Annotated in this window: 17 protein-coding genes, 1 tRNA gene and 2 pseudogenes; 3 read left to right on the top strand and 17 right to left on the bottom strand. The window is 39.1% G+C overall.

All coding sequences use genetic code 11. The features are described from left to right. The first annotated feature begins 2 nt into the window (after positions 1-2). Positions 3-73 (top strand) — tRNA-Cys (locus tag FJR73_RS03495). Positions 74-269: 196 nt separating this feature from the next. Here FJR73_RS03495 and FJR73_RS03485 read toward each other — a convergent pair. The 12 genes from FJR73_RS03485 to FJR73_RS03435 form a co-directional block, all read right to left on the bottom strand. Next, positions 270-1,601, bottom strand: coding sequence for a hemolysin family protein (locus FJR73_RS03485; protein ID WP_140833351.1), 1,332 nt, complete (start codon positions 1,599-1,601; stop codon positions 270-272). A 119-nt stretch (positions 1,602-1,720) separates the two neighbouring features. Beyond that, complete coding sequence (locus FJR73_RS10140; RefSeq protein ID WP_181146598.1) at positions 1,721-1,864, bottom strand: hypothetical protein; 144 nt, start codon at positions 1,862-1,864, stop codon at positions 1,721-1,723. A gap of 88 nt (positions 1,865-1,952) precedes the next feature. Continuing rightward, positions 1,953-2,777 (bottom strand): DNA-entry nuclease EndA, encoded by an 825-nt coding sequence (gene endA / locus FJR73_RS03480; protein WP_140833349.1) that lies wholly within the window; start codon positions 2,775-2,777, stop codon positions 1,953-1,955. 39 nt (positions 2,778-2,816) lie between these two features. Then, positions 2,817-3,005 carry a DNA-directed RNA polymerase subunit beta gene (locus tag FJR73_RS03475; RefSeq protein WP_181146597.1) on the bottom strand — a complete coding sequence of 63 codons (189 nt, stop codon included), beginning with the start codon at positions 3,003-3,005 and terminating at the stop codon, positions 2,817-2,819. Next, entirely contained in the window at positions 2,998-4,281 is a 1,284-nt protein-coding gene (gene murA / locus FJR73_RS03470) for a UDP-N-acetylglucosamine 1-carboxyvinyltransferase (RefSeq protein WP_140833347.1), read from the bottom strand. The genes FJR73_RS03475 and murA overlap by 8 nt, the downstream gene beginning before the upstream one ends. Before the next feature lie 23 nt (positions 4,282-4,304). Next, complete coding sequence (locus FJR73_RS03465) at positions 4,305-4,535, bottom strand: DUF1146 family protein (RefSeq protein WP_138706243.1); 231 nt, start codon at positions 4,533-4,535, stop codon at positions 4,305-4,307. A 57-nt stretch (positions 4,536-4,592) separates the two neighbouring features. Continuing rightward, complete coding sequence (locus tag FJR73_RS03460) at positions 4,593-5,630, bottom strand: SepM family pheromone-processing serine protease (RefSeq protein WP_140833345.1); 1,038 nt, start codon at positions 5,628-5,630, stop codon at positions 4,593-4,595. Continuing rightward, complete coding sequence (coaD, locus tag FJR73_RS03455) at positions 5,614-6,102, bottom strand: pantetheine-phosphate adenylyltransferase (protein ID WP_140833343.1); 489 nt, start codon at positions 6,100-6,102, stop codon at positions 5,614-5,616. Before coaD ends, FJR73_RS03460 begins: the two co-directional genes overlap by 17 nt. After that, entirely contained in the window at positions 6,092-6,631 is a 540-nt protein-coding gene (gene rsmD / locus FJR73_RS03450; RefSeq protein WP_125386650.1) for a 16S rRNA (guanine(966)-N(2))-methyltransferase RsmD, read from the bottom strand. Before rsmD ends, coaD begins: the two co-directional genes overlap by 11 nt. A 64-nt stretch (positions 6,632-6,695) precedes the next feature. After that, positions 6,696-7,688, bottom strand: coding sequence for an aspartate--ammonia ligase (asnA, locus tag FJR73_RS03445; RefSeq protein WP_000747988.1), 993 nt, complete (start codon positions 7,686-7,688; stop codon positions 6,696-6,698). 110 nt (positions 7,689-7,798) lie between these two features. Further along, entirely contained in the window at positions 7,799-8,482 is a 684-nt protein-coding gene (locus tag FJR73_RS03440) for a Bax inhibitor-1/YccA family protein (RefSeq protein ID WP_140833341.1), read from the bottom strand. Between the two features lie 54 nt (positions 8,483-8,536). Continuing rightward, entirely contained in the window at positions 8,537-9,277 is a 741-nt protein-coding gene (locus tag FJR73_RS03435) for an RNA methyltransferase (protein ID WP_140833339.1), read from the bottom strand. A gap of 33 nt (positions 9,278-9,310) precedes the next feature. On the opposite strand from FJR73_RS03435, the gene FJR73_RS03430 reads away from it, so the two are divergent. After that, positions 9,311-9,589, top strand: a complete 279-nt coding sequence (locus FJR73_RS03430) for an acylphosphatase (RefSeq protein ID WP_001174616.1) — start codon at positions 9,311-9,313, stop codon at positions 9,587-9,589. Between the two features lie 77 nt (positions 9,590-9,666). Further along, positions 9,667-10,593, top strand: coding sequence for a membrane protein insertase YidC (yidC, locus tag FJR73_RS03425; protein WP_140833337.1), 927 nt, complete (start codon positions 9,667-9,669; stop codon positions 10,591-10,593). Positions 10,594-10,595: 2 nt separating this feature from the next. Here yidC and FJR73_RS03420 read toward each other — a convergent pair. The 5 genes and pseudogenes from FJR73_RS03420 to FJR73_RS03400 all read right to left on the bottom strand — a co-directional run bounded on the left by FJR73_RS03420 (position 10,596) and on the right by FJR73_RS03400 (position 23,062). After that, a pseudogene (locus tag FJR73_RS03420) lies at positions 10,596-11,829 on the bottom strand (transposase). Positions 11,830-12,031: 202 nt separating this feature from the next. Then, complete coding sequence (locus FJR73_RS03415; RefSeq protein WP_140833335.1) at positions 12,032-18,763, bottom strand: leucine-rich repeat protein; 6,732 nt, start codon at positions 18,761-18,763, stop codon at positions 12,032-12,034. Between the two features lie 589 nt (positions 18,764-19,352). Continuing rightward, positions 19,353-20,810: pseudogene (locus tag FJR73_RS03410) on the bottom strand (IS1182 family transposase). 81 nt (positions 20,811-20,891) lie between these two features. Further along, a complete protein-coding gene (gene pflA, locus FJR73_RS03405) occupies positions 20,892-21,686 on the bottom strand; it encodes a pyruvate formate-lyase-activating protein (RefSeq protein ID WP_033683045.1) in 795 nt (264 codons plus the stop codon). Between the two features lie 125 nt (positions 21,687-21,811). Then, positions 21,812-23,062, bottom strand: coding sequence for a diaminopimelate decarboxylase (locus FJR73_RS03400; protein WP_140833333.1), 1,251 nt, complete (start codon positions 23,060-23,062; stop codon positions 21,812-21,814). Positions 23,063-23,095 lie beyond the last annotated feature (33 nt).

The raw sequence follows: 23,095 nt of genomic DNA, 5'->3' as shown, positions 1-23,095 counted from the left end.
AAGGCGGTATAGCCAAGTGGTAAGGCACGGCTCTGCAAAAGCTTGATCGTCGGTTCAAATCCGTCTACCGCCTTCTGTAACTTGATTTATCAGGTTTCATTTAAACAGAAAGCCCAGTTTAAAGGGCTTTTTTCTTTTTCATCGGATAAATACATATAACTTACAAAAACTTTTGGAACACGAATTTGGGGCAGACTTCTTTTTAGAAGACAATCTTTTGAAATCAACTGAAAAAAGCTTCGTCACACCTGGTGACAAAAGCCTCTAGTTTACTCTGTTTCTTCTTCTATTTCGACTTCTGTAATTTGGACTTTTACCTTGGTAACACGTCCATTTTTTACTTTATCATTGATTAGGATAAGCTGTTTGTTTTGGCTGATCAATTCATAGCTGAGCTTCTCAGTCGTTGGAATGGTTCCAACTCCTGTCAAATAATAACCAGCGATAGTATCAACGTCATCACTTTCCAGTTCAACATCAAAGTAGTCATTAAAATCATTGAGATTCATGGTACCTTGAACAATGTAAGTATCATCGCCAATCTGATGAACATCTATTGCTGCTTTGTCCGTTTCATCATCGATTTCCCCAACGATTTCCTCTAAGAGGTCTTCCAGAGTCACTAAACCAGCCATACCACCGTATTCATCTAGCAATATTGCCATTTGTCTTTGGGTATTGCGCAATTCTTTTAGCAAGTCATCTACAAAAATGGTTTCAGGAACAAAGAGTGGATCTTGTAAAATTTTCTTCCAAACAATATTGTCAAAACCGTCTACAAAACCTGCCTTAAGAAGACTCTTGGTATGAATAATCCCAATCACGTTATCCTTGTCTCCATCATATACAGGGATACGAGAATAATTTTGTTTTAAAATACTTTGGATAATGGTTTGACTATCATCCTTAATATCAACCATGAAGGCATCCGTTCGAGGAACCATGACTTCTCTGGCCATCAGTTCATCTAGTGAAAAAATCCCCTGTAACATCTCAATTTCATCAGCATCTAGTGTTTCTTCACTATTTGTCAGCATGTAGGCAATTTCATCACGGGTCATTTTTTCATCAGCATCGTCAAAGGCCACAGGAGTCAAGCGACTCAAGAGATTGGTAGAGGCAGACAAGAGCCAAACAAAGGGACTAACTAGTTTCCCCAGCCCAATGATAACTGGCGCTGTACGAATCGCCAAGGCATCCTTTAGATTAAGAGCGATTCTCTTAGGATACAATTCCCCAAAAACGATGGAAATATAAGTCAAAAATGCTAAAGATAGAAAACTTGCAATAGCATAAGCTGTTTCGCTATTTCCAAGCCAAGAGACAATTTCTCGTCCTAGAGTTTCTGCCAAACTCGCCCCTGACAAAATCGTAATCAGGGTAATCCCTACTTGAATGGTTGATAAAAAGTGATTAGGATTTTCTAGTACCTTCAACAGACGGATATAGCGTCTATCTCCTTCTTCTGCCTTTTGTTCAACCCGCGCACGGTTTAGTGACACCATGGCCATTTCTGTGGCTGAGAAAAAGGCATTTAACACCGTCAAGATAAACAATAAAACAAATTGTAGCAACAAGTTCTGACTACTTGGGTCTTCCATAGTTCTTCTCCTAAAATAGTATCTTATCCTTTATTATATCACAAAATATGATCCAATACATATTATTTTTTCTCATACTCTTCGAAAATCTCTTCAAACCACGTCAACTTAACCTTGCCTTATGTATGGTTACTGACTTCGTCAGTTCTATCTGCAACCTCAAAACAGTGTTTTGAGCTGACTTCGTCAGTCTTATCTACAACCTCAAAGCAGTACTTTGAGCAACCTGCGACTAGCCTCCTAATTTGTACTTTGATTTCCATTGAGTATCAGTATCTATTGTAGCCCTGCTGAAACTAGTAAAAGAAGAACTCCTACATCCACAAGTGACATAGGAGTTTATGTTATCTTTTACTGAGTTACAGTCACTTCTCCAGTTCGGTAATCCAGTTGAAGCCCCTTTTGAACATTGGGAACTAGAACATTAAATTCCAATTCTCCGTCTGAAGACTTGGCTTCAATCTGTGAAGCTGAAGGAACTAAGTCCTCGTTTGAAGCGTAATAAAGGGTTACACGGTAACGGACACGCTTGTTTTGGTCCAAGGCTTTACGTACCATACTTTCATAGTAGTTTTGACCAGTCGAATCCTCGACCTGTGCCTGATTTGCCCAGGCTGTCTGAACAGCAATATTTTTAGGATTGCTTGTCGAGGCATCAAAACCATCCAAGCCACCGATTAAGGCATAACCCAACAAGTGACCTCTATCGACTGCATGAGTATAAGTCCCCTTTAGATTTTTAACTTGATGCCAACCTGGAGGAGTCCAAGAAGTCGAACCATTCCCAGTTTCTTCCCGATTCTTGTACTGGCGAGTAGCCTTAGACAAGAGGGCATTAGCTACGGTTGGTACCGTTTCCTTGCCCACTGTCTTTGTTTTATTATCAGCGTAGGGCTTACTTGAAACCTTGGCATCTAGATTTGTTTTATTACCATTGACGATAAAAGCACCTGAGCGATTCCACTCAAGACTCCCTTTTATTTGGCTTTTGACTGCATCTGTTAAGACACTTTCTGCCAATGCTTGACTAGGAGCTTCAGACGCTTGTTTTTTCTGACTAAGCTTGGTTTTGGGACTATTAGCTGTCGACTGCATCTGCTTGATATAATAGCTACCTGCAGACAAAAGCAATAACACTAACAGCCCAATCAGTGTCTGTCTTGTTTTTTTGTTCATATTTCTCCTTATTCTTTATAAAAAGGCTGGTCTCCCAGCCTAATTTCCTGTAAATTTATGAATCAATTCCTGCCATTTTGCTGGGGACAGGATAGCCCATGGGTCTTGACCCTTGCCCAAGATTCCATAACCGACCATTAAGCCGATACCTAGGGCTAGAGCACCTAAAATCAGTACTAGTATGACTAAAAGTAAACGCTTGATTACGTAGCTTGATTTCTTATTCATCTTCATCACTTGCCTCAATCCGCTGAATCTTAGCACCTAGCTGCGCCAACTTCTCATGGAAACGGTAGTAGCCTCTATCCAAGTGGACTAATTTACCAACCACGGTTTCTCCTTGTGCTACCAAACCTGTCAAAATCAAGGCTGCGCTGGCACGAAGGTCAGTTGAAAGAACTTCTGCCCCCTGCAAAGCTTGTCCACCAACAATACGAGCTGTATCACGGATAATCTCAGAATGCAAGCCCATGCGGCGCATTTCTTCTAGATGTTGGAAACGATTTTCAAAAACTGTCTCCACCATAGTTGATTCCCCTTTTGCAACGGTCATCAAGGCTGTAAATTGGGCCTGCATATCCGTTGGAAAACCTGGGTGGGGCAAGGTTTTTACATGGACAGCTTTTAGATTTTCTAGTTGAGAGCGAACTCGAATACCTTCAGTCTCCTCTGTCACTTCCACTCCCATTTCAAGCAACTTAGCAATCAAGGGACGGTTGTGCTCCCAAACAGCGTCTTTAATCAAGACATCACCACCAGTCATGGCAGCAGCCACCATAAAGGTTCCAGCTTCGATACGGTCTTGTACCACATTGTGAGTCGTACCGTGAAGTTTCTCCACACCAGTAATGGTAATGGTCTCTGTACCAGCCCCTTTGACCTTGGCTCCCATTTCATTTAGGAGAATAGCTAGGTCCACAATCTCAGGCTCACGCGCAGCATTTTCAATCACTGTCACCCCATCAGCCAGAGTCGCTGCCATCATTAAGTTCTGCGTAGCACCAACACTTGGGAAGTCCATATAGATATGAGCTCCATGTAAGCGATCAGCCTTGGCTTCGATATAACCAGCTGTCTGACTAATCTTAGCCCCCATAGCTTCTAGACCTTTCAAATGCAGATCAATAGGGCGGCTACCAATCGTACAACCACCTGGCATGGATACTTTGGCATGACCTACACGGGAAAGAATTGGACCCAAGACAACGATAGATGCGCGCATCTTGCTGACATACTTGTAAGGAGCTTCCTCAGTGATATCGCCAGTCGCGTCCACCTCCACAAGATGAGCCTCCTCATCAAAATTCACCTTGGCATTTAAACCACGAACCACCTGATTCATAGTGAAAACATCTGACAAGATAGGAACATTCTGCAAGACAGTCTTTCCTTCACTTGCTAGAATAGTCGCTGCCAACAAAGGCAAGACTGCATTCTTTGCTCCTTCAATCGTAACACTTCCTACCAGACGATTATCGCCACCTTGAACCACAATTTTTTCCATACTTATTTCCTTTACTCTTGATTTTATAATAATCCTCTAAGCGCTTCTTGCCACAACTGATATAGGCTGATAAAGAAAGAACTCAAGATATAGCCCATTACAATGCTGAAAAAAGCTACTAGTAAACGAACTTTTCCTGTATTCTCAGCTGTCACTTTTAAAACCTTTTCCCATCTAACAAGATTCTTTAAAAGGTAAAAACTCACATAAATAAAGAGCATGTGACTGCTTAGAGTGAATAATAATTGAACCATTTGACTATTATACCATCTTCTATGTTTGTGCGCTAGTTTGGAAACTTCACTCAAAAATTAGGGATTGTTTTTCAAGTAATCAATTGCATCTTGTAGGGTTTTAACTGGCACGATTTTCATATCTGTCTTGATTGTTCTAGCTGCTTCCAGGGCTGTTTGGTAGTTGTTTTTCGCATCCGGATGCGCTTTTTGTTCTTCTTCGCTAACAGGGTTATCAGGGGCAAAGAAAATCGCGGCACCTTCTCTAGCCGAAGCTACAACTTTCTTATCAATACCTCCAATATCCCCCACATTACCATCACGGTCAATAGTTCCGGTACCGGCAACGATACGACCATTACGAAGACCAGGGTCAGCTATTTGGGTATAGATTGCCAGACTAAACATGAGACCTGCACTTGGACCGCCGATACCAGCTGTTGAAAAGCGAATTGGGACATCACTGGTCACTTCCGTACGGTCAATCAAACCGATTCCAATACCATTTTTACCATTTTCCAAGGTGATAATCTTTCCTTCTGCAGACTTGGTTTGCCCATCTTCTTCATAAGTTACCTTGACTGAGTCCCCTAATTTTTGAGAATTGACATAATCAATCAAATCTTTGGAACTATCAAAGGTCTGATCATTGACTGCTGTGACCGTATCAGAGATGTTGAGAATCCCTTTAAAGGTTGAATTATCTGTCACAGTCAAAACATAAACCCCAAGGTATTTGAGTTCAATATCCTTACCAGCTGTTTTTAGTCCTTGATACTTGGCCATGTTTTGCGATGTTTGCATGTAGAATTGATTGATCCGCATAAATTCAACATCGGAAGAGCCACCTGTAGTCTCTTTGGCACTACGAATATCTGTAAAAGGCGTCAACCAAGCATAAATCATATGGGCTAAAGTAGCGTGCTGGACACCAACCGTAACGAATTGATAAGCCCCAGCTTCCTTATCTTCTGTGTCATTGACTTTAAGGACTTGGCGAATATCTTCCGAACCACCTGGAACCTCTATATAATAGGGCAAAGGCACTACAAATGCCAAAAAGGTCACAATCAAGGCCGCAATGACATATAAGGGCCATCTAATCTTTTTTTTCATTTCTTATTTCCTCCAAAATACTCTCGGGAACATAGCTGGTAGTATCCTGACCAAACTTCAAAAGCTCTCTAACGCCTGATGAACTGAGATAGAGATGTTCAGGTCGACTATGTAAATAAATGGTCTCTATATTAGGAGACAGCTGATGGTTGTAGTAATCAAAACTGGCCTCATATTGCAAATCCGACGCATTTCTCAAACCTCGCACTAGGAAAGTAGCCCCTAGTCTTTTTGCAACATCAACCACCAATTCATCATGTGAAAACACGACTTCAACATTTCCCAAATGTTTCAAAGCCGTTTCTAGCCCCCGTTTACGATTTTCGATAGGGAGAAATCCTTGTTTGTGGGGATTAAAAAAAATACCGACATAGAGCTTATCAAAGAGTCTGCTCGCCCGTTCAATCATATCCAGATGCCCATTTGTCATCGGATCAAATGAGCCTGTGAATAAGCCAATCTTATCTGACATAGACTGTCACCTTACTAATTCCATAAATTTTTTCCTTCCAGATACCCAGGCAGGCAATTTCTTCTGGAAGTTCAACGGCCTTATCCGTCTCACACACGACCATGACATCTTCAGAAAAAAGCTCTTTTTCAGCCATTTTTTCAATATCTGCTACGATTTGTTCCTTAGCATAAGGAGGGTCTAAGAAGATGAGATCAAATTCCCCAGATACCTGTTCCAATGCCCTTTCTGCATCCATCTTGAGGAGTTGAAATTTTCCAACTTCCTTGGTCATCTGAATATTTTCAGCCACGATAGCCTGAGCCTTACGGTCTCGCTCCACCAAAACAGCGCTGGACATGCCACGCGATACTGCCTCGATAGATAAACCACCACTACCTGCATAAAGGTCCAAGACTCGTCCACCTTCAAAGTAAGGACCAATCATGTTAAAAATGGCTCCCCTAACCTTATCCGAAGTGGGTCTTGTCGTCTTGCCTTCTAGTGTCTTGAGGGGACGTCCCCCATAGATTCCTGATACGATTTTCATACCGTTTATTATACCAAATTATGGGCAAAAAGAGAAAGAAAACCGAACCTTGCGGTTCGATTCTCTACAAAATATTTTCGTAAGTATCGCGGACTTCTTGAGGCCAAACACTTGTTTGCACTTCTCCGATGTGTTTCTTGCGAAGTAAGAACATGGCCATACGAGATTGTCCAATTCCTCCACCGATTGTCAATGGGAATAGGCCATTCAACAAAGCCTTGTGCCATTCCAACTCCAAGCGGTCTTCATCACCTGTAATAGCAACCTGACGGCGAAGCGTTTCTTCATCTACACGGATTCCCATAGAAGATAGCTCAAAGGCTCCACCTAGAGATTCATTCCAGACAAGAATATCACCATTTAGACCCTTGTAGCCATTTTCAGACTCACTTGTCCAGTCATCATAGTCTGGTGCACGTCCATCGTGCGGTTTACCGTCTGGTAATTCACCACCGATACCAATCAAGAAAACAGCTCCAAATTCTTTACAGATAGCATTTTCACGTTCTTTCGGCGTCAAGTCTGGGTAGCGCTCGACCAACTCTTCTGTATGGATAAAAGTGATTTGTTTTGGCAAGATTGACTCGATGTCATAGCGGGCTTCAACAGCTAACTCAGTAAGACGAATAGCCTTGTAAATCTTTTCAACTGTTTCTTTTAGATAGGCAATGTTGCGTTGTCCATTTGGAATGACTTTTTCCCAGTCCCACTGGTCAACATAAACAGAGTGGGTCGCATCCAGCGAATCTTCATCTGGACGAAGGGCCTTCATGTGGACGAAAAGACCTTCACCCTCACCGAAACCAAAACGAGCCAAGGTATGGCGTTTCCATTTAGCAAGTGAATGCACCACTTCATAAGTAGCATCAGGGATTTGGAGAACCTTGACCGATACGGCATTCTCCACACCTGATAAGTTATCCTGCATCCCATCGCCGACCTTACTCAAGATAGGACCTTGAACTTCGACAACTTCTAACTTATCTTTCAAATACTGGGTAAAAGTGTTTTTGACAAAGGAAATTTCTTCTTGTTGATGAATAAAACTTTTCTTCATAAACTACTCCTCAAAAATTAGTTAAAAGCATTATACACCTATTTTCAAGAAAAGAAAAGAGCAAATATAAAAAAATCAGTGTCACTCAAAACACTGATTTCATAGACCTTTTAGTCATTGCGACCAAAGATACGTAGAATACTTAGGAAGAGATTGATAAAATCAAGATAGATACTAAGAGCCATTGACACAACCCAACCTGTCGCTACACGACCTTGTGATTGTTCATAGGCAAGGCGAATCCTTTGGTTGTCCCAAGCAATCAGCCCAGAGAAAACCAAGATCATGGCTACACTAATCATATAATCAAAGAACCCACTAGCCAAGAAAATATTGACTATCATAGCAATAATCAAACCGATAAGGGCAGCCATCATAGCACGACCAATCCCACTCAAATCTTTCTTAGTGAACATACCAACTGCCGCCATGACAAAAAAGAGAAGGGCGCTCGACACAAAGGCAGATAAAACTGTACCTGAAGTATAGAAGGCCACCACAAAACTGAGGGTAAAGCCGTTTAATACTGAGTAAAGTAAAAATACTGGAAGAGCCGCTGGGCTATTCTTTGAAGCCATACTACTGGCAACAAAGACTAGGGCTAACTCCGCAAAAGTAGCAATGGTCAACCAGAGACGCCCCTGCATCAAAAAGTAAACTAGCTGAGACTGAAAGACCGTCAACATAAGGCCTGATACCAAAGCAGATAGTCCGATTCCCAGACCAACAAAGGCATAAACCTTAGCGTAAAATTGATTGAGACCTGCGCGGTCGTGAATAATAGTGTGATTCATCTTTTCTCCTTTTCTATGAACATCTTTCCTTGATTATAACAAAGAAAGTTAAAATTAGCTTAAATGGAAAATCAAAATACCAGCTGCAACGGCAACATTCAAACTCTCCGCCTGCCCCTTCATACTAATGTGGACCAACTGGTCTGCACTTTCAGCCATGAGGGGACTAATTCCTTGACCCTCATTCCCCATGACTAGTACAAAATTGTCTATAGGAGGCAGTTCTCTATAATCAACAGAGCCTTTAGATAGAGTTGTTGCTAGCACAGGGATAACTGCCTTCTTAGCTTCCTCGAGAAGCGCTTGACTAGACATTCGGTAAATAGGCAGATGGAAATGACTGCCTTGCATGGAACGTAAGGTCTTGAGACTGTAGATATCTGCCGATTTATCTGAGACAATCACTCCAGTAAAACCTGCTGCATCCGCAGTCCGAATAATCGTTCCCACATTACCAGGATCTTGCACATCTTCCAAAAATAAGAACTTGCCCTGACTAAAGTCAGCTTGTCCTACTTCTTCTTTTTGAACCACGGCAACAATTCCCTGTGGAGTCTGAGAATCCGCCAAATCTAGCAAAATATCCTCTGACACCCAGACAGTTTGCGGAAAAGCAGCTAACTGATCTCGGTAATTTTCTAGGGCAAAGATCTTCTCAATCGTCACTCCAGCTTGAACAGCTTCTTCAAACAAGTGCCAGCCTTCAATCAAATAAGCAGACTTGCGGTATTTTTTTTGGTGTAATTTCTTGGCATTTTTTACCACAGAATTGGCTTTTGAGGTTATAATAGTCATAGAAATATTATAACACAATCAAAGGGGTTTGGTATGCAAAAGGTTAGAATGATTGCCCAAGGTAGAGTGCAGGGAGTTGGATTTCGTTGGGGTGTTTACAGCCTGGCACTTGAAATTGGTGGTATCACAGGTCGGGTATGGAATAACGACGATGGTACAGTCGAAATCTTAGCCCAAGCAGACTCATCTGCTACCATGGCAAAATTTATTCAAGAAATCCGCAAAGGACCCACACCTTTTTCAAAAGTCAGCTACTTAGATGTCAAACTGAGCAACTTTCCTCCCTACCCTGACTTTAAAATCGCAAATTAGGTCTCTAGAACTATTGTATATTTTGTAAAAAAACAGTAGAATAGAAAGGTATAATTTTTAAAGAAGGAATAAAAACAGTGAAATCTATTAAACGTTTTGCACTCTCAGCTATGGGAGTGGCTATGTTGCTCGTCTTGACAGGTTGCGTTCAGATTGATAAAGCAACAGGTAAGCCAATTGGTCCCGTTTGGGATTTCTTGGGTGCTCCGATGGGAGAAGCTATTAAGTACTTCGCTACTGATAAAGGTCTAGGTTTTGGTATCGCTATCATTATCGTGACCATTATCGTACGCTTGATTATCTTGCCACTTGGTATCTACCAATCATGGAAGGCAACGCTTCACTCTGAAAAGATGAATGCCCTCAAGCACGTCCTTGAGCCACATCAAACGCGTCTCAAAGAAGCAACGACTCAAGAAGAAAAACTCGAAGCCCAACAAGCCCTCTTTGCTGCTCAAAAAGAGCACGGCATCAGCATGTTTGGTGGTGTAGGATGTTTCCCTATCCTCATTCAAATGCCATTCTTCTCAGCTATCTACTTTGCTGCCCAACATACTGAAGGTGTTGCTCAAGCAAGCTACCTAGGTATTCCTTTAGGTTCACCTAGTTTAATTTTAGTTGCCTGTGCTGGTGTTCTTTACTATCTTCAATCGCTTCTTTCACTTCACGGAGTAGAAGATGAAATGCAGAGAGAACAAATCAAGAAAATGATTTACATGAGCCCACTCATGATCGTCGTCTTCTCCCTCTTCTCACCAGCTAGTGTCACACTTTACTGGGTTGTCGGTGGTTTCATGATGATTCTCCAACAGTTTATCGTCAACTATATCGTTCGTCCAAAACTTCGCAAAAAAGTCCGTGAAGAACTAGCCAAGAACCCACCAAAAGCACGTACTTTCTCTACACCAAGTGGACGAAAAGACGTTACCCCTGAACAACCAACTGCTATCACAAGCAAGAAAAAACCCAAAAATCGCAACGCTGGAAAACAACGTTCGAGATAAAGCTACGTAGATTGGCTCTTTGTCAACTGTAGTGGGTTGAAGAAAAGCTGAGATCTAGAAAGGACAAATTTCGTCCTTTCTTTTTTGATATTCAGAGTAATAAAAATCCGTTTTTTGAAGTTTTCAAAGTTTCGAAATCCAAATGCATTTCGCTTAATAAGTTTGATTAGATTATTGGTGGCTTCCAATTTAGCATTGGAATAGGGTAACTGAAGGGCATTGATGATTTTCTCTTTGTCCTTTAGAAAGGTTTTAAAGATAGTCTGAAAAAGAGGATGAACCTGCTTTAGATTGTCCTCAATGAGTCCGAAAAATTTGTCAGGCTTTTTATTCTGAAAGTGAAACATCAAGAGTTGATAGAGATTATAGTGGTATTTCAAGTCTTCTGAATAGCTCAAAAGTTTATCTAGAATCTCTTTATTGGTCAAGTGTATGCGAAAAGTAGGGCGATAAAAACGTTTATCGCTGAGCTTCCGACTATCTTGTTGAATGAGTTTCCAGTAGCGCTTGATAGCCTTGTATTCATGGGATTTTCGTTCAAACTGATTCATGATTTGGACACGAACACGACTCATAGCACGACTCAAGTGTTGGACAATATGGAAACGATCAAGAACGATTTTAGCACACGGAAAAAGCTATTTAGCTAAGTCAAAGTGATTTCGAATGATAGCTTGTGTTCTGCCCTCAAGAACAGTGATGATATTGAGCTTGTCAAAATCTTGTGCAATGAAGCTCATCTTTCCCTCGGTGAAGGCGTACTCATCCCAAGACATAATCTCAGGAAGGCGAGAAAAATCATGCTCAAAGTGAAAATCATTGAGCTTGCGAATAACAGTTGAAGTTGATATGACCAGCTGATGAGGCAATATCGGTCATAGAAGTCTTTTCAATCAACTTTTGAGCAATCTTTTGGTTGATGATACGAGGGATTTGGTGATTCTTCTTGACGATAGAAGTTTCAGCGACCATCATTTTAGAGCATTGATAGCACTTAAAACGGCGTTTTTTCAGAAGGATTCTGGTAGACATACCAGTCGTTTCGAGGTAAGGAATCTTAGATAGTTTTTGAAAATCATATTTCTTCATTTGGCTTCCGCAATCAGGACAAGTTGGAGCCTCATAATCCAGTTTAGCGATGATTTCTTTGTGGGTATCTCTATTAACGATATCTATAATTTGGATATTAGGGTCTTTGATATCGAGAAGTTTTGTGATAAAATGTAATTGTTCCATATAAATCTTTATAATGAGTTATTTTGTCGCTTTTCATTATAGATCTTATGGGACTTTTTTTCTACAACAAAATAGGCTCTATAATATTCATAGGGGATTTACCCACTACAAATATTATAGAGCCGAATATCACTTCTGAGAACTTTCTCATTAGTCTTAATGTGGAATAATTCTTGAAGTTGAGTTAATCCATCACTAATAACTAGTTTTTTATATTTTTCTTTCTCTTATTTGAGATTATTCCAAAATGAGCCGTTGCTAAAGCAATAATACCTGCCAACTCAAAACCATAACTATATTCACTACTTGTATTTGGTAAATAACCCTTAGTTCTTATGGTTGTTTCTTTTGACGAAAGAGGTTCAGAAGACGATTGATTCATCACTACTGGCTCTAACTTAGTATTTATCGCAATAGAAACCCCTGGATGCTCTTTCGTAATATTATTACGTTCGATTCTATTAACCTCAATTGGTGCAACATCTGGGACGTGAGATACCTGTTTTGTTCCTCGATAAACCTTCTTAGCTTGCGGTTCAATACGTGATAATTCTCTTTCTGTACTTAATTGCAACTCACTATTTACATAAATGTCTGTGATTTCTACTAAAACTTTTCCGTTTATTGCTGCAACTTCTCTAACTTTGCCTACATCTAGACTTGAATCATCAACGTATTCAACCTTATCAGTCTTAAGAGCTCGACTTTCTTGACGAACCTTGGTTTCAATAATAGCCTCTGGTTTATTTTGCTCTATTAGTGCAACATCTGGAACGTGAGATACCTGTTTTGTTCCTCGATAAACCTTCTTAGCTTGCGGTTCAATACGTGATAATTCTTTTTCTGTACTTGATTGCAACTCACCATTTACATATACGTCTGTGATTTCTACTAAAACTTTTCCGTTTATTGCTGCAACTTCTCGAACTTTGCCTGCATCGAGACTTGAATCATCAACATATTCAATCTTATCTGTCTTAAGAACTCGACTTTCTTGACGAACCTTAGTTTCAATAATAGCCTCTGGTTTATTATTCTCCATTGGTGCAACATCTGGGACGTGAGATACCTGTTTTGTTCCTCGATAAACCTTCTTAGCTTGCGGTTCAATACGTGATAATTCTTTTTCTGTACTTGATTGCAACTCACCATTTACATATACGTCTGTGATTTCTACTAAAACTTTTCCGTTTATTGCTGCAACTTCTCGAACTTTGCCTGCATCGAGACTTGAATCATCAACATATTCAATCTTATCTGTCTTAAGAACTCGACTTTCTTGACGAACCTTAGAAGTCATTTGTTTTTCTGTCAATTTATTTTGAATCAAATAAACCCCTAAAGTTGACGTGGTTAAGGAAATGTTTTTGTCCTTTTCATTCCAATTAAATGGTACCTCCTCAAAAGTCGACTTATCTTTTACATAATGTAACACCTTATAAGGTTTTTGACCTGAAATCACTGCTAGTTCAATTTTAGCGTCTTCAGATAAGGATACTATATTACCATCATCATCTAAAGCTTGAATTTCCATAAGAAGGTTATTATGTTCCCCAACCTTTTCCAAGATATCAGCATTAGTAACTTCCTTTCTAACAACCTTGCCAATCACATTTACATCATTTCCAGAAACTGTCACCGTAACAACGTTATCATCATCACTTAGAATTTTTGTGTCCTTTTCCCACTTAGCATAAAGCACCTTGTCACCTGCTTTATCGAACAATGTATTAAAGAAAGGTTCACCTGAGAAATTATCATCTAAATACCATCCTTTAAAAACGTATCCTTTACGAACAGGATAAGGCAACTCCGTATCTACATCAGTTTGGTAGCTCCTTGGAACATCTTCCTTTAATATGCCATCTCCAACTTTATAAGTTATCTTATAAGACAATGGTTTTAAGTTGAAATGTACTTCTGTCTGAGGTGGTGGTACTGGAAGCCAGTCAGACTCAGCAGACTCATATCCCTCTTTACTTACCTTGACTTTCCAGAATCCCTCTGGCACATCCCAAGCATACTCGCCATTAACTGTCGTAAACAAAGGATTAAACTGTGAATACTCACCTGCATCCCATAGCACTTCTTCACCATTTTCACCTCGATAATAAATTGTGGTTATTGCACCAGTAATAGGATTCTTAGAAACATCATTGATTACAATACCGGATGGGTCTATCACAAATTTAAAATCTGAGAGTGCACTACTGCTAATTCTTTCATTGACTTCGTTTGACTTTAAATCACCAATTCCCCTAAACTGATTTTTCGAGTTTCTAACTCCTTGTGATAAATAATATAAAAAATTATGAATATCATGCTCACTTAATTCTCCATTCTCTGGATTAATAAGCTGCTTTTTTTCATATCTTGGCAAAACTATATTAGGATGTACACCAATTCCAATTCCATTACGGAATGGATCGCTAACCTTATCTCCTATTATACTATAAGCCCTTGTTAAACCTGAGGATTGTAATAACTCAATTAGTTCCTTTTCTGACTGAAAATCCGTGCCTGATAGCTCGTCTTTTATTTTTTGCAACGTTAATACTAAATTACCTCCTGCTGCATTTTGTATCAGTTTTTCAATCAGTCCCTTCACCAATGCAAGCATTTGTTCTTTCTCTGCAGCAAGTCCGACACCATTAAAAGTAACAACATTTTTTAGATTTCCTCTAATTAATTTTTTAGTATCAATAACACTATCAATTTTTTCATAATCTTGAGCTATTAATCTATTTGTTAACATTTTTGCTGCTAAAATATATGCAAGATAGGAGCCTCTAGAATGCCCAACAATTGATACATCATAATCACTACCGCTAGGCAACAACAAATTAAGAGAGGTCTTTATTACGTCTTTATCTAAAGATACGCCAGCCCATATTTTAAGATAATTATCTATCCATTCTGGGCTTAAAAAAGGCTTTTCTATTCCTCTATCGCCACCTTCTCTTACCTCCTCATCTGTACCACGTATAGCTAAAACAATTTCTTTTGTCTTATCATTTACAAATCTATAAACATTAATGTATGCAACTCCTGGTAAAAAGACAGGTGAACCCAATAATCGCCAATTTTCAAATAAAGACTGGTCTAATCCTCCTATGTTTAAGCCCTTGTCATTAAAACTCTTATCAAGGAAGATTTTTTTAATTTCTTTTTCTGATTTATAACTTAATAATGAGAAAATTGCCAAATCCCGGTCTCCTACGTCCCAGGCGTTTCTGTGTTTATCTACTATATCAGGATATCCATCCCCATCACTATCTAATACTAAACTTTTGCCAGCAGTACGTAGTGATAAATTATCCTGAACTTCACTATTATATATAGTTTCTGATGGTGCAACACCTTTTTCAAGATAAAGAGTCATTTTACCAGGAACATAATTAGTATTTTCTTGGTCAAAGTAGCCAGTATAAACGTATTTTTCTTTTTTAACATCCCATTTTAGCTCAATAACTTTATTAATACCTTCGCGACTACTGACAAGATAGAGACTATCGTTGCCACTGGTATTCGTATATTCAACCTCAAAATCAAATTGTCCACCAGGTCTAAAACTGATGACTGGAACTTTGTCTTGGTTCTCTTTCAAATTATAAGTATAGCCATTATGACGCATGATAAAGTTCACTAACTCAGGATAATTTTTCTCATAGCGAACTGTTGTTGTCTCACTGATTTCTCGACCATCTGATGATAAAGCCTTCACTTTGATTGTATATTCTTTGTTGTCTACAGGAGTTACCAGAGGTATATCAAAGGTATAACTTCCATCTTTTTTGGTCTTGACTTGACCAACAACCATATCATCAAGATAAGCAATTACCTTGTCATTAGGGTCAGCTACTCCACTAATACGAGAGTAACTCCTTGATGTTACCTGATTAGCTGTTAGTGTTAAGACAGGTATATTAACATTGATAGCTCCAATATTTTCGGATACTTTTTTTCTATCTTTTTGATAGGAAAGCTGTGCAAATAAACGAACATTAGTGAGTTCTCTATTTTCTGTCATCAGCATTAACTTAATCTTACCTATCTCTTCTGAAACAGGAATATCAAGATAACCATTAGAAACTGTTGCCGTTACATCTTGGCCATTTACTCGTATTTTACTTTCAAAAACTTTCGTTGTAGATGGTATATTGAGGTGAAGGACATACTTACCATCATCACTTGATTTATCTTTTTTTATAGCGTACTTTAAGTCTAGACCTAAATATCCTTGTCGACGAGTACCTGTTGTAGTTGTCAGATAGTAGGAATTGCTACTGTCTAATACTTTACTGTCATCATTTGCTACATTTTCATCACGAAGTTTAAAGTTAAGTTGTTTTTCAATCATATATTCTAAAGCAAAAGAATCCAGATAAACATGGTATTCTACGCTTTCAGAAGGTGTATTCCAAGACTGAACGAAAGCTGTCAAACTTTTTGGAAGATACACAGACTTCAGTGTTGGAATATTGGCTAAAGTGTAATCATCAAGATAAGTCACACCTTCTGGGATCTCAATTGTTTCAAGCTTGGTGTTTCGAAAAGCTCCACTACCGATTACTTGCAAACCATAAGGTAAATTAATTACCTCAAGTGGCGTACTATTAAAGGCATAAGAGCCAATTTCCCTAACACTAGAAGGAACCGACATATTTGTCAACTGTGTCCCACTAAAAGCAGAATTTCCTATCTTCCTTAACGTACTTGGTAATACTACTTCCTTCAAACTAGAGCCTGAAAAAGCACCTTCACCTATCTCAGTAACTCCCTCTGGAATCACTAACTTTTCAATTCCTGTTCCAGAAAACAATCCTCCTGGAATGGTCTTCCAATTTCCACGAAGCTCTACTTCCTTGAGATTATTCTGTCCATAGAATGGTGAACTAGTTGATTGCAACTCTGATGGCAAGCTAACTTTAGTAAGAGGAGGTAAATCATTAGAATAGTTATCAGAAAAACTAAAGGAATTAGAACCTAACTTAGTAACACTGTCTGGAATATAAAGTTCTGTAATTCTTGTATTATGGAAAGCTTCGTATCCTATTTCAGTGACTGTCTTAGGAATTGTGATACTCGAAATTCCTGAACCTTTAAAAAGACCGCTAGCTATCTTAGTTATGCCTTCTTCAAAATGAATGGTCTTGAGATGTTGTGAACCCTCAAAAGCTCTGTAAGCATCACTCAAATTCTTTGGAATAACAACGCTGCTTAAACTATCAATAGATCCAAAGGCTCCACTTCCTATAGCTGTGACACTTGTTGGAAGAGTGATGTTTTTCAACTGTGTCCTACTAAAAGCATAATCGCCTATCTGTGTTAGCGTACTTGGTAATACTACTTCCTTCAAACTAGAACCTGAAAAAGCTGAAGAACCTATTTCGGTGATGCCCTCTGGCAAGGTAAGTCTCGTCAATTGTGTCCCACTAAAAGCAGAGTCGCCTATCTTCGTTAACGTTTTTGGTAATACTACTTCCTTCAAACTAGAACCTGAAAAGGCACCTGCCCCTATTTCAGTAACACCCTCTGGAATCACTAGTTTTTCAATTCCTGTTCCAGAAAACAATCCACTTGGAATTGTCTTCCAATTTCCACGAAGCACTACTTCCTTGAGATTCTTCTGTCCATAGAATGGTGAACTAGTTGATTGCAACTCTGATGGCAAGCTAACTTTAGTAAGAGAAGGTAAATCATTAGAATAGTTATCAGAAAAACTAAAGGAATTATCACCTAACTTAGTAACACTGTCTGGAATATAAAGTTCTGTAATTCTTGTATTACGGAAAGCTTCGTATCCTATTTCAGTGACTGTCTTAGGAATTGTTATGCTCGAAATCCCTGAACCTTTAAAAAGACCGTCAGCTATCTTAGTTAGGCCTTCTTCAAAATGAATTGTCTTGAGATGTTGTGAACCCTCAAAAGCTCCATAAGCATTACTCAAATTCTTTGGAATAACAACGCTGCTTAAACTATCAATAGATCCAAAGGCTCTACTTCCTATAGTTGTGACACTGGTTGGAAGAGTGATGTCTCTCAACTGTGTCCCACTAAAAGCAGAATCGCCTATCTTCGTTAGCGTACTTGGTAATACTACCTCTTTCAAACTAGAACCTGAAAAAGCTGAAGAACCTATTTCGGTGATGCCTTCTGGAAGGGTAAGTTTTGTCAACTGGGTACCTCTAAAGGCAGAATCGCCTATCTTCGTTAACGTTTTTGGTAATACTACTTCCTTCAAACTAGAACCTGAAAAAGCTGAAGAACCTATTTCGGTGACTCTATAATTAGAAATTCTTTGAGGAATAATCAGTTTTTTAATTGTTTCTTTTCGCTTGATATCAGTAATTGTCACTTCTTGATTGTGTATATCGTAAATTAAATTATCACCACTTTCCTCTTCATTATTACTATTAGTAGAATGTTCTACTAGTGTTTCAGAGTGGCTTTTAACTTCAGCTACTGCCCCCTCTGAAGTTGATGAATGCTTTGGATCTTCCGATAAAGTTGAGGGCACTAGCGTTTCAGAGCTGTCGGTTGACTTAGTTGGTGCGACTTCAGAAAGACTAGCCAATACTGAGGTTGAGGTCTCTGTAGTCGCCACATCACTTGTGACTAAAGAAACAGTTGACGATTCACTCATCAAATATTCTGGTGTGGTTTTGGCACTTGAATCAACGTGTCCTGTAGATGGTAAAGTAGCTACCTCATGCCCTCGATTATTTGTTCCTAAATTTTCACTACTTAAAGGAGAGGGGGAGTCCGTTAAATTAAATTTATTACTATTTGATGCCTCAATCGGGTATGTTTGAGTATCATCTGCAAAAACCACTGTATTCCCGATTGTCATACATGCACCAATTAATACCATACCAGCAACAGTTACCCATTGGCCTGTTCTGCGTTTTCTTAGTTTTAAAACTTCCTTCATTTAAATATCTCCTATTGCAATAATATCTTTCAAGTTACTCTTTGACTGTCTTTTTGATTATCAAATTATTTATTCTTCGTAAAATCTGTCTTAATACTCCTTTCCAGAAAAGTCTGTGCTATACAAAGTAAAGGTTAAACCATTTCTCAAAAAACTCTATTCAAATATGGTAGGACAATTAATTTTTGTCGTCACCTAAACTAATACTTATACGTTGAAGTAGAACGTGACTAAATTGTTCTCAAACTTTTCATTACTTACAAATAAAATCAATCCTATTTTTGAAAGGCCGTAAAATTATGAAATATCTACAAATTACACTGTACGGCTGAAATAATCTGATAATTTACACCTCTTTAGTATTTTAACATAATTCTATTTTTTAAAAAGAAGATTTTTATGAAAATCCGTTTTTAGCAAGCATTTACATTTTTTAGATACGCCTTTTAATGTTTTATTATTAAACAATTTGAAGATTAGATATATAAAAGACAAACATTAAAAACTTAGCCCACTGAAAAAATAAGCCTCTTACTTTTAATAAACTGAAAACCGAGGAATCTCTCATCAATTTGAGCGAATTCCTCGGTTATTTTGTATTTATTAAGGTCATAATTCGTTTCATATTGACCACGAATATGCTTGTTGCTGCCTGTAATTCCATGTTGAAAAGACCTGATGCCCTTGCGACATCAAAGCCATGTCTATGTTTTAGTTCGGCATTCTTCGCTTCGATTTTATAGCGATGTCTGGTAATTTCTTTAAAATAAGATGTTTCCTGAAATTTCTTCTGGAAAAGATGGTCGTTCCTCTTAATAGCTAATGAATAAGTTTTAGACTTTGTCCCCTCCTTATAACAACCTTCCTTGGAAAGGCAACTCTTGCACTTCTCAATGTCAAAGTAATGAGTGACAACTTGATTCTTATTTTGATATTTTTTCCCTGTCCTTGTTTTGCGAATAGCCATGTGTCCTTCAGGACAGACAAATAGCCCTGCGTCTTTATTAAATTCAAACCCATCCTCTTCTTTACGGTAACCTTTTGAAACAGAAGGGTTCAGTTTTGACACCAAATGAATCTTTTCTTTGCGAGCTAGTTGAATATTGTCCTTTACTGAATAAGCCGCATCACTAATAATAGTCTCGATGTCCAGACTATTTTCCTTTGTTTTAGCATATAACTCAGGTAAATATTTCCTATCACTTTGTTCGCCAGAAGTGACCACACAAGCAGTAATAATCCGTTCATCCGTCATAGCGATATGACTTTTATATCCATAGAAAGAGCTGTCGGCTGTCTTATGTCCGAGCCTAGTCTCCTCCTTAACAGAAGCTTCCAAGTATTCTAAGTCGTCCTCAACAGCCTCTTTTAGGTAATTGAACTTTTGAGAGACAGCCGGTAGGGCTAAGAGTTCCTCGTGTTTTTTAACCATAGCCATTGACTCCTCTGTATATGTCAATTCTGCTTCGAGTTTATCTTCTTGGGGTTTCTTTGGAAATTCTATTTTGATATCTTCTGAATGTTGATAAATCGTTTTACGTAAAGCTTTTTAACGCTTCCTAAGAATTTCTTGGAGTTTCTTATGATTATAATGAGATTTGGTGTGAGTGGCATCCACAATGAGGATTTTACTCTTAATCAAGTTGTGTTCGAGTGCAATTTGAACAGACTTCTGAATCAATACACCAAGCAGTTTGTCATCTTTAATTCTTAGCTTTCTAAATTTTGTCAGAGAGGATGACTCGATAACAGAATCCTCAGGAGCTAGACCAAGAAAAAATTTAAAGGCCATATCTGACAAGGAACGTCCCACCACATCGATATCTGATAACTTATAAATATCTTTTAACAAGAGATATTTGAACATCATAATCGGTGAATAAGCTTTACACCCAAAATCGGGACGATAATTCTTTTCTAGTTCATCATGAATAAAGCTAAAATCACAGAGTTCAGTTAGCTGACGAAAAAAGTGGGTTTTAGGAACCACGATATTATACAAACTAGAATAAGGACTGACATCCATAGTTAACTGATTATCAAGCATCATTTCACCTCATCTCTAGTATAACAAAAAAGCCATCAATTGATGACTTTTTCAGTGGGCTCTTTTCCATCCAGCTTCTTTTTATCCATGTACACGTTTCATATAGTCTTGATAACTTTCGGTATCCATGAGTTTTTTAGCGTTCTTGACGCGATCTGCTGTTGGTGGTTTAACCCCTTCGAGAGAATAAGGAATTCCCAATTCACGCCATTTGAACTCACCCATGGTGTGATAAGGTAGAATTTCAAACTTATCAACATTTTTGAGGGTCTTGACGAACTTACCAAGTTCAATCAAGTCATCATCTCTATCTGTCAATCCTGGAACTAGCACGTGGCGAATCCAGACAGGTTTTCCAATATCTGATAGATACTGGGCACAAGCCAAGATATTTTTATTGGTTTGGCTAGTAACAATCTTGTGCTGTTCTTCGTTGATTTCCTTGATATCCAAGAGAACCAAGTCAGTAACAGCCATTAATTTGTCAAACTTTTCAAGGTAACGTGGTTTATTACGGAAAGGAAGTGCACAGGTATCCAAGGTACAGTGGATTCCTTGTTCCTTAGCCTTGGTAAAGAGGGCAATCAAGAAATCAATCTGCAAGAGTGCTTCTCCCCCACTGACTGTAATACCACCCTTATTTCCCCAGAAACCGCGATAGCGCAAAGCCTCTGCCAAGACATCATCTACTGTCCGTTCACGTGATTTATTGGATTCCATAGCCCAAGTGTCCGGGTTGTGGCAATACTGGCAACGCATGTGACAGCCCTGCAAAAAGACAATAAAGCGAATACCAGGCCCATCTACTGACCCAAAGCTTTCTGTCGAATGCACCATTCCTGTCACTTGTCCATAATCAATTGTTTCTTCAGACATATCGTTACCTTCCTTGAAAACGTTTTATAGTTTTATTATATCACGACTCGAAGGAAAAACAAGATTTTTGCCTATTTTTTAGAAAGCAATCTGTTTTTCAATTTCATTTTCAATTAATTATCATTCTATTCTTCAAAATCAAAGCCATACAAGGTTGCAAAGTAGTCCTCAGGGCGCTCTGCACGGCGGATTTGACGGACTTTACCTTCTTCAGTATAAAGGATTTCCGCAGAACGAAGTTTGGCGTTGTACTGGTAGCCCATTGAAAAACCGTGGGCACCTGTATCATGAATTACCAGCAAATCACCGATTTCTGTATGAGGCAGTTCCCGATTCACTGCAAATTTATCATTGTTTTCACAGAGTGAACCGACCACATCTACCAATTCAGATGGTCCATCTGGGTGAGTCAGATTGGTGATATGGTGGTAGGCTCCGTACATGGCTGGACGCATGAGATTGACTGCTGATGCATCCACACCTAGATAGGTACGGTAAGTTTTCTTCTTATGAGTGACTCTTGTGACCAAAGCACCGTGAGGGGCTAGCATAAAACGACCCAATTCGGTGTAAATCTTAACCTGACCAAGACCTGCTGGCGTAAGTACCTCTTCATATACCTTACGAACCCCCTCACCAATCAAGGCGATATCGTTCGGCTCCTGGTCTGGACGATAGTTGACACCAATACCGCCAGAAAGATTGATAAAATCTAGCGAAATGTCCAACTTTTCCTTGATTTCAACAGCCAATTCAAAAAGCTGACGGGCCAACTCTGGATAATAGAGATGGGTCACGGTATTGGACGCTAGGAAGGAGTGAATCCCAAAAGTCTTAGCTCCTTTTTCCTTCAAGATGGCAAAGGCTTCAAAGAGCTGGTCCTTGGTCATGCCAAACTTGGCTTCTCCAGGATTATCCATTATGTTTGTCCCCAGCTCAAAAACACCTCCAGGATTGTAACGACATGAGATGATTTCTGGAATTCCTGCTGCTCGCTCCAGATGTTCAATATCTTCAAAGGCATCCAAGTTAATGGTCGCACCCAATTCACGCGCATAGGCGTATTCCTTGTCTGGCGTGTTGTTTGAAGAGAACATAATCTCAGAACCAGGGAAATCCAGTTTATGACTCATCAAAAGCTCCACATAACTAGAGCAATCCACACCACAGCCTTCCTCTTGGAGAATTTTCAAAATAGCTGGTGTTGGAGTAGCCTTAACTGCAAAATATTCCTTAAAGCCCTTGTTCCACGAAAAGGCTTGGTTGACGGCTCTTGCCTTCTCACGAATCCCCTTCTCATCATACAAGTGAAAGGGTGTCGGGAACTCGGCAACAATCTCTTCTAAGTCTTCTTTATTGATAAATGGTGTTTTCATAAGCTTCCTTCTATTCTATTTGCAAAGAAAGGC

The sequence above is a fragment of the Streptococcus sp. D2 genome, assembly GCF_006385825.1.
Lineage (GTDB): Bacteria > Bacillota > Bacilli > Lactobacillales > Streptococcaceae > Streptococcus > Streptococcus shenyangsis.
Note: the sequence above shows the minus strand (reverse complement) of the source record. Positions and strands in the feature narration are given on the sequence as shown.

Excerpts from the sequence above, each read along its gene's own strand:
- FJR73_RS03485 (WP_140833351.1), bottom strand. The coding sequence starts at position 1,601 with ATGGAAGACCCAAGTAGTCAGAACTTGTTGCTACAATTTGTTTTATTG.
- FJR73_RS10140 (WP_181146598.1), bottom strand. The coding sequence starts at position 1,864 with ATGGAAATCAAAGTACAAATTAGGAGGCTAGTCGCAGGTTGCTCAAAG.
- endA (WP_140833349.1), bottom strand. The coding sequence starts at position 2,777 with ATGAACAAAAAAACAAGACAGACACTGATTGGGCTGTTAGTGTTATTG.
- FJR73_RS03475 (WP_181146597.1), bottom strand. The coding sequence starts at position 3,005 with ATGAATAAGAAATCAAGCTACGTAATCAAGCGTTTACTTTTAGTCATA.
- murA (WP_140833347.1), bottom strand. The coding sequence starts at position 4,281 with ATGGAAAAAATTGTGGTTCAAGGTGGCGATAATCGTCTGGTAGGAAGT.
- FJR73_RS03465 (WP_138706243.1), bottom strand. The coding sequence starts at position 4,535 with ATGGTTCAATTATTATTCACTCTAAGCAGTCACATGCTCTTTATTTAT.
- FJR73_RS03460 (WP_140833345.1), bottom strand. The coding sequence starts at position 5,630 with ATGAAAAAAAAGATTAGATGGCCCTTATATGTCATTGCGGCCTTGATT.
- coaD (WP_140833343.1), bottom strand. The coding sequence starts at position 6,102 with ATGTCAGATAAGATTGGCTTATTCACAGGCTCATTTGATCCGATGACA.
- rsmD (WP_125386650.1), bottom strand. The coding sequence starts at position 6,631 with ATGAAAATCGTATCAGGAATCTATGGGGGACGTCCCCTCAAGACACTA.
- asnA (WP_000747988.1), bottom strand. The coding sequence starts at position 7,688 with ATGAAGAAAAGTTTTATTCATCAACAAGAAGAAATTTCCTTTGTCAAA.
- FJR73_RS03440 (WP_140833341.1), bottom strand. The coding sequence starts at position 8,482 with ATGAATCACACTATTATTCACGACCGCGCAGGTCTCAATCAATTTTAC.
- FJR73_RS03435 (WP_140833339.1), bottom strand. The coding sequence starts at position 9,277 with ATGACTATTATAACCTCAAAAGCCAATTCTGTGGTAAAAAATGCCAAG.
- FJR73_RS03430 (WP_001174616.1), top strand. The coding sequence starts at position 9,311 with ATGCAAAAGGTTAGAATGATTGCCCAAGGTAGAGTGCAGGGAGTTGGA.
- FJR73_RS03415 (WP_140833335.1), bottom strand. The coding sequence starts at position 18,763 with ATGAAGGAAGTTTTAAAACTAAGAAAACGCAGAACAGGCCAATGGGTA.
- pflA (WP_033683045.1), bottom strand. The coding sequence starts at position 21,686 with ATGTCTGAAGAAACAATTGATTATGGACAAGTGACAGGAATGGTGCAT.
- FJR73_RS03400 (WP_140833333.1), bottom strand. The coding sequence starts at position 23,062 with ATGAAAACACCATTTATCAATAAAGAAGACTTAGAAGAGATTGTTGCC.